This is a genomic window from Microbacterium sp. 11MF, assembly GCF_000383475.1.
Taxonomy (GTDB): domain Bacteria; phylum Actinomycetota; class Actinomycetes; order Actinomycetales; family Microbacteriaceae; genus Microbacterium; species Microbacterium aquilitoris.
This window is the reverse complement of the sequence record NZ_KB911459.1, coordinates 737,982-750,136: the sequence shown is the minus strand read 5'-3', so window position 1 is coordinate 750,136 and position 12,155 is coordinate 737,982. Positions and strand designations below refer to the sequence as shown.

The window sequence follows — 12,155 nt, the reverse complement described above, 5'->3', positions numbered from 1 at the left end:
CGCGTGCTCCCCCTTCTCGTCACGTTGTTGATCCTGAACGCCGCCTTCAACGTGATCGTCTGGCCGACGTTCTACCGCCGTGTCTCCCGCGATCCGCGGGCACGTGACGCGAACGGTCGTCCCACGAGGTTCCTCACCGTCCATGCGATCCTCATCGGAGCGGCGCTGCTGCTCGCGGCGGCATCCCTCGTCGCCGCCATCGTCGCGGCGACCGGCACGGGGAACTGACGACGTCCGGTCCTGCACACGGCCCCGCCCCGGCGCAAGTGGTGTGGGGCTCTGTTCGACAGTGACTACCGTTGTCGAGTGGTCACGACTCCCCCGAAGCAGCCGACAGGCCGAATCCAGAGCCTCGACGGGCTGCGCGGGGTCGCCGCGCTGGTCGTCCTCCTGCACCACTGGCTGCTGATCGCGGAACCCCTCCTCGAGGGAACCGTCAGCTGGGCGGTCATCTCCGAGTCCCCGGTGAAGCTCCTCACCGCCGGCAATGAGGCGGTCCTCGTCTTCTTCGTGCTGTCGGGTCTCGTCGTCGTCCTCCCGGTGTTCCGAGAGAACTTCTCCTGGATGGGCTTCCTCTCGGCTCGCGTCGTCCGCCTCTACGGGCCGGTGATCGCCTCGCTGGCGCTGAGTGCCCTCCTCATCTTCCTCGTCCCCCGCGATCGCTCCGCGATGCCAGCCGGATCATGGATGGCCGAGACGCACGCCGAGTCGGTATCGGTCGGTTCCTTCCTCGCGCAGGCATCGCTCGTGCCGCGCCAGTACCCGCTCAACAATCCCCTGTGGTCGTTGCACTGGGAACTGCTGTACTCGATCGTCCTGCCCCTGGCGACGGCGCTCGCCCTCCTCGTGCGGCGTCACGCGCTCGCAGCGGTGATCGTCTGCTGCGGCCTGAGCGTCGCTGGTCGCATCTTCGAGCAGAGCGAGCTGCTCTACTTCCCGGTTTTCATCGTCGGCACGATCATGGCGGCGCGGATGCCGGATCTGCTGGCGTGGGTGGAGCGTCCGCGGCCCCGATGGTTCATGCCCCTGTTCACGCTGGTGAGCGTCGCGATGCTCATCGCGAGCTGGCTGGCCCGGCCGATCGTGCCCAGCGGGACAGACCTCAGCACCGTGCTCTGGGCCTTCGCGGCTCCGGGTGCCGCGGGCATCGTCCTGGTGGCGCTCGCCTGGGGCCCGGCCATCCGACTGTTCGAGACGCGACCCATCCAATGGCTCGGAAAGATCTCGTTCAGTCTCTACCTCGTGCACGTGCCGGTGCTCGCGACCCTCGCATTCGCCTTCGGTTCGGAGGCCTGGCTGCTCGTCGGAGTGCTCGGGATCCCGATCAGCCTCCTAGTCGCCTGGGGGTTCTACGAGGGAGTCGAAGCTAGAATGCATACGTTGGCGCGACGCGTCCACCGAGCTGTCGCGGCGCGAGCGCGTCGCCGGGCGGGTGAAGTCGCGCCCTGATCTGCCGTCGACGAGAGCACAGCACACCTACATGCGTTCGCCCCTTCCGCCTGCCGTCACCCGCGCCGTCCGCTGGGCCCTCACCCGCGCGAAGCGCATCCCGACGTCCGAGCAGATCGCGTGGGCTCGCTCGCTCCCGATCCGTCGCCGCACCGTCGTCTACGAGTCGTTCGCCGGCAACGGCGCCCTCTGCAACCCCGAGGCGATCTTCCGCGCGCTCCTGGCGGACCCGGAGTTCGCCGACCTGACGCACATCTGGGCGATCAGTGACACGGATGCCGCAGCCGCCGTGCGTGCCGAGTTCGCCGGTTCGTCGAACGTCGTGGTCGTCCGCCGCGGCAGCGGCGCCTATTGGCGGGCCCTCTCGACCGCGGGCTACCTCGTCAACAACGCCACGTTCCCGCCGGCGTTCAGCAAGCGCACGGGTCAGGTCTACCTGAACACCTGGCACGGCACACCGTTGAAGCTGATGGGGTTCGACATGCCCGGCGGCGCGCGCGAGTCGGCGAACACGCTTCGCAACCTGCTGAACGCCGACTACCTGCTCGCTGCCAACCCCTTCATGGCCGAGACCATGTACGAAGACGCCTACCAGCTGCGGAACGTCTATCGCGGATCGATCATCGAGGAGGGCTACCCGCGCATCGATCGGCAGTGGATGTCGGACGCCGAACGCGCGCAGCGCGTCGCCGAACTGGGCTGCGCGCTCGGGACGGACCTGACCGGGAAGCGGATCGTCCTGTTCGCGCCCACCTGGCGCGGATCGTCTTTCCAGGCGCCGGACGCCGACCTCGCGCACCTCGCCGAGCAGGTCGCCGGCATGCAGCGAGAGCTGGGCGACGACACGACCGTCCTCCTCAAGACGCACCAGGTGGTGCACCGCGCGGCGACGCGGATCCCCGCTCTGAAGCGTCTCCTCGTCCCCAACACCACGGCGACGAATGTCCTGCTCGGACTCGCGGACGCCCTCGTCACGGACTATTCGTCGATCTTCTTCGACTACCTCGCCACGGGCCGTCCCGTGGGCTTCCTCGTCCCGGACGGCGACGACTACTCGGCCGTCCGCGGCACCTACATGCCGCTCGATGAGCTGCCGGGACCCGTCCGCACCGATCCCGTCGAGCTCGGCCGCGACCTCGCCGGGCTGATGGCGGACGACGCGACGCCGCACCCCCGGTACGCGGAGTGGGCCGAGCGTTTCGTCCCCTTCGACGACGGTCGGGCGACCTCACGGGTGATCGACATCGTCTTCCGCGGACTGACGGACGGTCGCCGCGTGCGGCCGGTCCGCCGCGACGACCGACCGCGGTTGCTGTTCTACCTCGGCGGGATGCGGCTGAACGGCATCACGACCGCCGCGGTCAACCTCCTCAACTCGCTCGACACCCAGCGGTACGACGTCACCGCTCTCATGGCCTACCCGCGCGGCGCGACGACGCAGCACAACCAGTCACGGCTTGACTCCGGCATCCGCCAGGTCTTCCGGGTCGGCGGCATGAACGGGCTCAAGGTGCGCCAGGTCCTGCGCCGCGTGGCGGACGTGAGCACCGATCCGCTCCGGGCGCACCGGCGACTCGGCCACAAGTCCCTGTGGCACGACGAGTGGACGAGGATCTTCGGGTCCGCGAAGTTCGACTGGGTCGCCGACTTCAGCGGCTACAGCCCGTTCTGGGCACACCTGCTGCTCCACTCGCCGCGGGCGACCCGTGCGATCTGGCTGCACAACGAGATGGCCGCCGACCGGGATCGGACGGTTCACGGCAAGCAGGCCTTCCGCCGCTCGCTCGGACGCGTCTTCGCGATGTACCGGGCCTACGACCAGCTCGTCTCGGTCTCCCCCGCCCTCACTGACCTCAACCGCACCGAACTCGCGGAGTTCGCCTCCGCCGACCGGTTCGTCACGCTCCGGAACCTGCCCGACGTGGTCTCGACGGCACCGACAGCGGACAGCGGCCCGGAGAGCGAGGATGCCGGACTGGGCGAGGCCGTCGACACCGCGCTCGCCGTGCCCGGCATCCGCCGATTCGTCACCGTGGGACGCCTCTCAACGGAGAAGAACCACGCGCGGTTGATCCGGGCGTTCGCGCGCCTGGCGGACACAGCCCCCGACACGCAACTGTTCATCGTGGGCGGCGGGCCGCTCCGGAACACCCTGGAGCAGCAGGTGCGCGACGCCGGCCTCACCGGACGGGTGTTCCTGACCGGGCCGTTGCGCGACCCTGTCTCGGTCATGCAGCGCTGCGACTGCTTCGTCCTCTCGAGCGATTACGAGGGGCAGCCCATGGTGCTGATCGAGGCGGCTCAGCTGGCTCTGCCGATCGTGTCGACGGCCTTCGGCTCGGCCCGGGGCGCGCTCCCGGGCGACGACATGCACATCGTCGACCGAGACGATGACGCCCTCGCCGACGGGATGCGGGCGTTCCTCGAGGGCCGTGTGACCCCCGCATCCCTCGACGTCGACGCCTATACCGCGGAGGTCCTCGCCCAGTTCGACGCGCTCGTCCCGCGGACGGCGCCGACCCAGCCTGCCCGACGATCGCCCGGAGCACGGTGACTCTCGACGCGCCGGTGCCCGCTCCCGGTGCGGGCGTCACATTCGTGATGCCTGTGCTCAATGAACGGGACTACCTGGAGCGGGCCGTGGAGACGGTCCTGCAGCAGGACGTCGACGGCCCGGCCGAGCTCGTCCTCGCCCTCGGACCCTCCGCCGACGGCACGACCGAGCTCGCCCATCGCCTGGCCGATGCCGACCCGCGGATCCGCCTGGTCGACAACCCCCGCGCCGACATCCCCGTGGCCTTGAACCTGGCGATCCGCAGCGCCCGGCATCCGACGATCGTCCGCGTCGATGCGCACTCCGAACTCGCGCCGGGATACACCCGCCAGGCTCTCGCGACCCTCGATCGGGTCCGCGCCGCCAATGTCGGAGGCGTCATGCGGGCGGACGGCCGGACGCCCTTCCAACGCGCCGTCGCCATCGCCTACAACTCCCCCATCGGGCTCGGCGGAGGGGCGTACCACGGCGGCGCGCCCGAAGGACCCGCCGAGTCGGCCTACCTCGGGGTGATGCGCCGCGCGGTCCTGGAGGAGGTAGGACTCTTCGACGAGACCATCCGACGCGGCGAGGACTGGGAGCTCAACCTCCGGATCCGCCACGCGGGATACCGCGTGTGGTTCGATCCGCGCCTGTCCGTCACGTACTGGCCACGCGAGAGCTGGGCTCGCTTGGCGCGTCAGTTCGTCGCCACGGGGACGTGGCGCGGAGAGCTCGTCCGGCGCCTCGGACGGCAGAACTCGCTCCGCTTCTTCGCTCCGCCGGCTCTCGTCGTAGCCGTCGCCGCGAGCATCGTCCTCGGGATCCTGCAGGCGACGGGTCTCCTCACGGGCGTCGCGTCCGCGATCCTGTCCGTCGTCCACCTGCCGCTCGCGCTCTACGTCCTCGGCATCCTCGGCTTCAGTGCGACGGCCGGCCGCAGCGTGCCGGAGCGCGCGTGGCTCACCCTCGTGCTTCCGACGATGCACCTGTCCTGGGGCGGCGGGTTCCTCAGCGGCCTGCTCCGCGGGGCGAAGGACACCGTCGACACCTCCCGGTTGGACCGCAACACGCCGCTCCCGTGACGAGCGGATGCCGCGGCCTCAGTAGCGGGCGATCATCCCCTGATCGAGCAGACGGGCGACGACCCGCTCGGCCGCTCGGCCATCGTCACGCGCGTTGAACCGCGCGACCCACGACGCGTACCGCTCCGCGTGACCCTTCGTCGCCCTGGGATCCGCCAGCGCCGCGGTGAGCTCGTCCTGCGTCGAGGTGAGTGGGCCGGGCGCCCGCTCGATGAGATCGAAGTAGAACCCACGGAGCTTGCCCCGATAATGCGCGAGGTCGGGGACGAAGAAGTAGATCGGCTTGCCGGTCGCCGTGAAGTCAAACATGACGGACGAGTAGTCGGTGATCAGGGCGTCGGCGGCCAGCAGCAGAGCCGAGATGTCGGGATACGCCGTCACATCGATGACGCGCGACCCGCCCGTGTCGGCGCCGGACAGGAGCGTACGGGAGTGCCCGCGCACGAGGATCACGGCACCGGCATCCGCTGCCAGCCGCTCGAGGTCGAGGTAGTCGACCATCTGCTCGCGATCGTCCCGCCAGGTCGGCGCGTACAGGAGCACCCGGTCATCGGGCTCGAGCCCCAGACCCCGGCGGACCGCGTCCCGGTCGCCTGAGGCGAGCACGTCGTTCCGCGGGTAGCCCTCCACCCACACCGGACGGCGCCAGAATCCGTACGCCTTCGACAGGATGCGGGCCGCGTACGGATTCTGTGCGAGGAGAACGTCCCAGCGCCGGCTCTCACGGATCACCGCGAGCGCGCGGCGCGGGTCGAAGCCAGGCCGATCGAGGGCCAGACGCTTAAGCGGCGTTCCATGCCAGGTCTGCAGGATGCGCTGGCCGGGGCGGCGGACGAAGCGGCGCCGCAGCCAGTCGTTGACGACAAGGAGACGGGAGACCCCCCGGGCGTGCCACCACTCCGGCGAGCCTTCGACGACGGCGACGGCACCCTCGGGAACCTCCACCGAGAGGTCGACGACGCTCCAGTACCTCGTGACGGCAGGCGCGACGCGAGAGATCTCCGCGTCGATCGCCCGCGGGTTGCAGCTGGCGTTGCGCCCGTAGAAGCTCTCGAAGAACACCGCGTTCTCGAGCGGTCCGCGAACGGTCGCATAGTCACGCTCGAGCGCCGCTTGGCCCGCCGGCGACGTGTCTGCGTCCCGCAGCGGCGGCGAGACGACCACCGCACCATCGGCGAGCTCCACCGCCAGCGACTCCCCCGTCGTCCGCCCGAGGTCCACGACGTCGCCCCGGCTCTGGACCCGACCGTCGACCTCGAGGCGGTACCGACCGCGGGGAAGAGCGAGGATCGGCCCGCCCCACCGAGCGACCCGAAGGGGCAGGACAGCCCGCCACCCGGCATCCGTCGTCGAGATCACGGCTGTCACCGTCGCACGGGGACCGATGGCGCGGATGTCCGAGGGAGCGGCCCCGGATGCGTTCAGGACGAGGCCGTCGCCCGCCTGCAAGGCGGCGTGGATCATTCGTTCCCCCTCGACGGATGCGCCGACGCGAGCGCGCGCCGGATGGCACGATACACGCGCTCGGCACTTCGGCCGTCCCGGTAGGCGTGCACGCGGCGGCTCAGCTCCTCGGCGCGGGAGAGGCGCCGGGCTCGTTCGGAGTCGTCGTGCAGCACGCCGTCGAGGTGGCGCATCACCTCGGCCCAGCTCGTCGCGACGTCCTCCCCGGCGACATCGCGGTACCGGCCGTAGAAACCGCGCTCCGCGGCGTACTGCGCCTCGTCCGGGGCGAAGAAGACGACCGGCAGCGGGATCAGCGCGGTGTCGAACACGAGCGAGGAGTAGTCGGTGATGAGCGCATCGAACGCGCGGAGGACGGGGGTCACGTCGGGGAGCAGATCCGCCCCGAGGAGGCGCACCCGTCCGTCCGCGTCCGGCGGCGAGTATTCGCCCGCGCCCAGCGGGTGCGAGCGGATCACCAGCACGGCATCCTGCGCGGCCAGGGACGCTGTGATGGCGTGCCACTCCTCCGCCGTGGGGACGGCGGGGTCGGGTGCGCCGTCGCGCCACGTCGGGGCGTACAGCACGAGGCGGGAGGACCCCACGGAGCCGACGAGGGACTCGACCGTGCTCTGCGCCTCCGCTGCCGAAGGGCCCGTCGAAAGCACGTCGACGCGCGGTTCGCCCGTGACCACGATCCGGTCGTACCCGAGCCCGAACGCGGACTCGAGGCGGCCGCGGACGAGGTGCGATGCGGCAGGCAGGAGCCGGATGCGGCGCTGGGTCCGCTCGTAGGCGACCCGGAGGAGCCGCGCCAAGCCCGGGATCGGGAGGGGAGCGCGCGCGGTCACCGGGGAATCCAGACCGAGCCGCTTCAGCGGGATGCCGTGCCAGAGCTGCACGAGGAAGGATCCCGCCGTCGCGTATCGGTTGACGTCACCGGCGCCGTGCGTGACGACGACCACTCGTGCGCGCGCCGTGAGCCAGAAGCCGCGGAAGCCCTGCTTGCGGGCCGAGGGGATACCGGCACGCCGAGCCATCTCGTCGTCGCGCGCCGACCCGGTCAGCCAGACGGCTCGCTCACCCTGCTCCGCGGCGACCTGCCAGAGCGCCCACGCACCCTCGCCGACGCCGGCAGCCGACCCGAACACCCACAGGTCGGTCGACCTCGGGATGATCCGCGTCGCCACGAGGCCCAGCACATGGAGCGGGAGCCGGGCCACCTGCGCGCCGTTGCCCGACGAGAACGAGAACGACCCCATCCCGCGAGCCTATCGCGGGGTGGGGTCGTGACTCGGAAGGTCGCGTCGGAGCGGTCAGTCGGTGAGCTTGCCGAGCGTCACGTCGGCGGTGAAGGACTTCCCGCCGCGGACGTAGACGACGCTCGCGTCGGAACCGGCGGCCAGGGCGCGCACCTGAGCGGTCAGGTCGGTCGCGTCGCGGACCGGCACGCCGTTGAACTCGGTGACGATGTCGCCGGCCTTCAATCCCGCCTTCGCCGCTGCCCCACCCGAGGTCACATCGCTGACGAGGGCACCGGCCACGGTGCTGTCCTTCTGGTCCGCCGAGTTGCCGACCATGGCGCCGAGCAGACCGTGCGTCGCAGAGCCGTCCTTGATGATCTCGTCGGTCACGCGCTTGACGACGCTCGAGGGGATCGAGAAGCCCACGCCGATGGACCCGGCTTCGCTGGAGGACGACGACCCGCCGCCGGCGGTGGCGATGGCGACGTTGATGCCGATCAGCTTGCCCTCGTCGTCGACGAGCGCGCCGCCGGAGTTGCCCGGGTTGATGGCGGCATCCGTCTGGATCACGGCGATGGAGATGGTCCCGGCCGATCCCGAACCCTGCTGCTGGCCCTGACCGAAGTCGAACTGGAACGGGGACTGGCCGTTCTGCCCCTGATCCTCCTGCTGCTCGCCCGAATCGGGTACCGCCGACGAGGCGATCTGGATCGAGCGGTTCAGCGCACTGACGATTCCGGTCGTGACGGTGTTGGACAGGCCGAGCGGCGCGCCGACCGCGACGGTCGTGTCGCCGACGTTCAGCTTGGTCGAGTCCGCGAAGTCGATCGGGGTCAGTCCGGTCGCGCCCGTCAGCTTGATGACGGCGAGGTCGTAGATCGGATCGGTGCCGACGACCTTCGCGTCGTAGACGCGACCGTCCGAGGTCGTCACCCGCAGGGCGACGTCCGAGCTCGCACCGTCGAGGGTGACGACGTGCGTGTTGGTCACGACGTAGCCGTCCTCGCTGAGGATCACGCCGGAGCCGGTGCCGCCGCCGTTCGACGATGTCGCACTGATGGTGACGACGCTCGGCAGGGTCTTCGCCGCGATTCCGGTGGTCTGGTTGACGTTGTCGGGGTCGTTGACGGTGACCTGGGTCGTGCCGTTCGAGGACGCGACCGTGCCGTTCTGGTGGAACACGTCGCTGCCGATCGCCGCGCCGCCCAGGCCCGAGACGGCGCCGACGATCGCGGCGGCCACGAGGACGGCGACGATCTTGCCGGAGCCGATCTTCGCGTCGTGCGGACGCGCGTGGCCGTCGTCGGCGACCGCGCCCGCCGGCTGCGACGAGAACGCCGCGCCCGGGGCGTGCTGTCCGTGTGAATCCGGGCCCTGGGAGTGCTGGCCGTACGGCTGCTGGCCGTGCGGCTGCGCGTACCAGCCCTGACCGGCCGGCTGCGCGAGGGGCGTCGTCGATGCGGTGGGCTGCGAGGGCGCACCCGAGTCGGGCATCGGCGGACGCGGCGGCACCGCTGCGTCAGGCGTGTGGGGGTCGGGGGTGTTCGAATCGCTCATGGGACTGCTCCTTTTCCGAGGCGTCTTCAGAGTGCTCCCGGAGTCTGTGGACCAGCTATGCCGACCCTCCGATCAGCCTATGGGAGCAGACGCCGCCGCGGGTCGCCCACGAGGGCGTCCCGCGAGGCGGAGCGTTACGCTGGCCCCGTGCTGCACATCCCCGGCGCCTGGCAACGCGCGGCGCGCGGCGCAGGCCTCCTCTCCCCCGCTGGCGAGCTCGCCCCGACGATCTTCGCCGAGATCACCGCCGCCGCCCTCCGCCACGATGCCGTCAACCTCGGCCAGGGGTTCCCCGACGAGGACGGACCGCCCGAGGTGCTGGACGCGGCGATCGCCGCCATCCGCGACGGAGTGAATCAGTACCCGGCCGGACGAGGAATGCCGGTCCTCCGGGAGGCGGTCTCCGATCATCAGCACCGCTTCTACGGCATCGACGTCGATCCCGAGCGCGAGATCCTCGTCACGGCCGGAGCCACCGAGGCGTTGACCGCCGCCCTCCTCGCCCTGCTCGATGGGCCGGACGACGAGGTCGTGGTCTTCGAGCCGTACTACGACTCGTACGCGGCCGCCGTCGCCCTGGCCGGTGCACGCCTCGTGCCCGTGCCGCTGCGCTGGCCGTCGCTCGAACCCGACGTCGACGAGTTGCGTGCCGCCGTCCGCGACCGCACCCGGATCATCCTCGTCAACGACCCCCACAACCCGACCGGAACGGTGTTCTCGAACGAGGTCCGCGACGAGATCGTCCGACTCGCCGAGCGTCACGACGCGCTGATCGTCACGGACGAGGTCTACGAGCACCTCGTCATGGACGCCGACCACGTTCCCCTCGCGACGCTGCCCGGCGCCGCCGAGCGGACCCTCACCATCTCGTCGGGCGGCAAGACGTTCCGAACCACGGGGTGGAAGGTCGGCTGGGTGAGCGGGCCGGCAGACCTCGTCGACGCGGTGCTGGCCGTCAAGCAGTACCTGACGTACGTCAACGGAGCACCCTTCCAACCCGCCATCGCCGTCGGTCTCGGCCTGCCCGACACCTTCTTCGACGACCTCGCCGCGACCCAGCGGGAGCGCCGCGACCTGCTCGGCGCGGGCCTGCGCGACGCCGGGTTCGAGGTGTCCACGCCCGCGGGTTCGTACTTCACGGTCGCCGATGTGCGTTCGATGCTCGCTCCCGGCGAGGATGCCGCCGCGTTCTGCCGCGCCCTCCCTGAGCGCGTCGGTGTCGCCGCGATCCCGCTCACCGCGTTCGCGACGCCGGAGCACCGGGATCGGTACGAGACCCTGGTCCGATTCGCGGCCTGCAAGCGGACGGACGTCATCGCCGAGGCGGCGCGGCGGCTGGCGGCATCCGCGTCGTGACCCCCGGAGGCGGCTCAGTCGCGCGGAGCGACCGTGTACCGCCGAAGGGCCAGCGCGGGATTGACACGGCGGACGCGGGCGACGGTCGCCGCGTCGACGTGGGCGACGGCGACATCCGTGCCCGCGCCGATCGTCACGACGGGCACTCCCTGCGGGTCGATGACGACCGAGTGCCCCACGCCCAACGGCGGCGGGTGATCGGCACCCGCGACGTAGAGCGTGTTCTCGATGGCCCGAGCCTGGAGGAGCGTTCGCCAGTGATCCTCCTTCAGAGGCCCGCGCACCCACTCCGCGGCGACGAGGAGGACGTGCGCTCCCGTGTCGGCGAGCACGCGGGAGACCTCGGGGAACCGCAGGTCGTAGCAGGTCATGAGGGCGAAGCGGATGCCGCAAGCCTCGAACGTCTCGGGTTCCTCCAGCGCTCCCGGCTCCACCCAGTCCGACTCGCGCTGTCCGAACGCGTCGTAGAGGTGGAGTTTGCGGTAGCGCGCGATGAGCCCACCGGCATCCACCGCGACGACGGTGTTGCGCACGAGCCCGTCCGTGTCGGAACGTTCGACGAGGCCCGCGACGATCACGACGTCGTGGTCACGCGCCAGTGCCGTGAGGGCGGTCACGAACGCGCCGTCGAGGTCCTGCGCGTGCTCGGCGAGCGAGGCGTCGAACGGGTCGACGAAGTAACTCGAGTACTCGGGAAACAGAACGACCCGCGCGCCTCGGCCGCGGGCGCGGGCGACCAGTTCCGAGATGGCCTCGAGGTTGGCTGTCTCGTCGGCGGACGGCGCGAACTGCGCCACTGCGACGCCGAGGGGCGAGTCGGTCATGGGGTCCTTTCCGACCGCAAGCGGGTGATGACAGGGACGACGAGCCAGAGGGCGACGATGACGATGCCTAGGGCGACGCCTGCGATCCAGGATGCCGCACTCCCCACCACGACATCGAAGACGAACGCGACGACGCCCACCAGGAGCGCGGAGACGAGACCGAGGGCGGCGAGCATGCAGCCGTGACCGAAGCGGACGATCGTGGGCTTCGCACGACGTGCGAACAGGATGCGGTGCACCGAGACGGGCGCGAGGGCGACGACGGCGCTCAGGGCCGACAGGAGGACGAGGACGAGATAGCCGATGCGCTGCGCCCCGGCGAGATCCCCGAACGACGGCTGGAACGCGAGTGCGAGGAGGAAGCCCGTGAGGATCTGAGTTCCGGTCTGCAGCACGCGGAGCTCCTGGAGAACCTCGTTCCAGTTGCGGTCGGCCCGCTCGTCTCGCGTCTCGTCGCGCCCGTCCGTCTGTGCGTCGGCGGCGGCGTCGATCTCACGCGGAAGCATGTCCTCATCCTGCCGAACTCGGGGCTTTCCGGCACCGATTCGCGTCCGCCTGAAACGCGTGCTAGTGTTTTCTCTTGTGCCGCGGGGTGGAGCAGTTCGGTAGCTCGCTGGGCTCATAACCCAGAGGTCGCAGGTTCAAATCCTGTCCCCGCAACGAA

General features: G+C 70.5%; 10 protein-coding genes and 1 tRNA gene. 6 read left to right on the top strand and 5 right to left on the bottom strand.

Annotated features, from left to right (window positions below; genetic code table 11):
• The first annotated feature begins 3 nt into the window (after positions 1-3).
• The 4 genes from H286_RS0103570 (at position 4) to H286_RS0103555 (ending at position 5,067) form a co-directional block, all read left to right on the top strand.
• Positions 4-228: an SCO4848 family membrane protein gene (locus tag H286_RS0103570; protein ID WP_018188229.1), complete on the top strand. Its 225-nt coding sequence runs from the start codon at positions 4-6 to the stop codon at positions 226-228.
• Between the two features lie 78 nt (positions 229-306).
• Entirely contained in the window at positions 307-1,449 is a 1,143-nt protein-coding gene (locus H286_RS0103565) for an acyltransferase family protein (protein WP_018188230.1), read from the top strand.
• A gap of 31 nt (positions 1,450-1,480) precedes the next feature.
• Positions 1,481-4,003, top strand: a complete 2,523-nt coding sequence (locus H286_RS0103560; RefSeq protein ID WP_020097134.1) for a glycosyltransferase — start codon at positions 1,481-1,483, stop codon at positions 4,001-4,003.
• Positions 4,004-4,050: 47 nt separating this feature from the next.
• Positions 4,051-5,067, top strand: a complete 1,017-nt coding sequence (locus H286_RS0103555) for a glycosyltransferase family 2 protein (protein WP_231370878.1) — start codon at positions 4,051-4,053, stop codon at positions 5,065-5,067.
• Between the two features lie 18 nt (positions 5,068-5,085).
• Here the strand turns inward: H286_RS0103555 and H286_RS0103550 are convergent, their stop codons facing one another.
• The 3 genes from H286_RS0103550 to H286_RS0103540 are packed head-to-tail and all read right to left on the bottom strand — an operon-like array spanning position 5,086 to position 9,311.
• Positions 5,086-6,531, bottom strand: coding sequence for a CDP-glycerol glycerophosphotransferase family protein (locus H286_RS0103550; protein ID WP_020097132.1), 1,446 nt, complete (start codon positions 6,529-6,531; stop codon positions 5,086-5,088).
• Positions 6,528-7,772, bottom strand: a complete 1,245-nt coding sequence (locus H286_RS0103545) for a CDP-glycerol glycerophosphotransferase family protein (protein WP_020097131.1) — start codon at positions 7,770-7,772, stop codon at positions 6,528-6,530. The genes H286_RS0103550 and H286_RS0103545 overlap by 4 nt, the downstream gene beginning before the upstream one ends.
• Before the next feature lie 54 nt (positions 7,773-7,826).
• Positions 7,827-9,311 carry a S1C family serine protease gene (locus H286_RS0103540; RefSeq protein WP_020097130.1) on the bottom strand — a complete coding sequence of 495 codons (1,485 nt, stop codon included), beginning with the start codon at positions 9,309-9,311 and terminating at the stop codon, positions 7,827-7,829.
• A 147-nt stretch (positions 9,312-9,458) separates the two neighbouring features.
• Here H286_RS0103540 and H286_RS0103535 point away from each other — a divergent pair, with 147 nt between their 5' ends.
• Entirely contained in the window at positions 9,459-10,667 is a 1,209-nt protein-coding gene (locus H286_RS0103535) for an aminotransferase class I/II-fold pyridoxal phosphate-dependent enzyme (protein ID WP_020097129.1), read from the top strand.
• Positions 10,668-10,681: 14 nt separating this feature from the next.
• Here H286_RS0103535 and H286_RS0103530 read toward each other — a convergent pair whose 3' ends face one another.
• Both H286_RS0103530 and H286_RS0103525 read right to left on the bottom strand, forming a co-directional pair.
• A complete protein-coding gene (locus H286_RS0103530) occupies positions 10,682-11,491 on the bottom strand; it encodes a carbon-nitrogen hydrolase family protein (protein WP_020097128.1) in 810 nt (269 codons plus the stop codon).
• Positions 11,488-11,997: a DUF6328 family protein gene (locus H286_RS0103525; protein WP_020097127.1), complete on the bottom strand. Its 510-nt coding sequence runs from the start codon at positions 11,995-11,997 to the stop codon at positions 11,488-11,490. The genes H286_RS0103530 and H286_RS0103525 overlap by 4 nt, the downstream gene beginning before the upstream one ends.
• Before the next feature lie 80 nt (positions 11,998-12,077).
• Between H286_RS0103525 and H286_RS0103520 the strand changes: the two genes are divergently transcribed.
• Positions 12,078-12,151: transfer RNA gene (locus tag H286_RS0103520), tRNA-Met, on the top strand.
• The last annotated feature ends 4 nt before the right edge of the window (positions 12,152-12,155 follow it).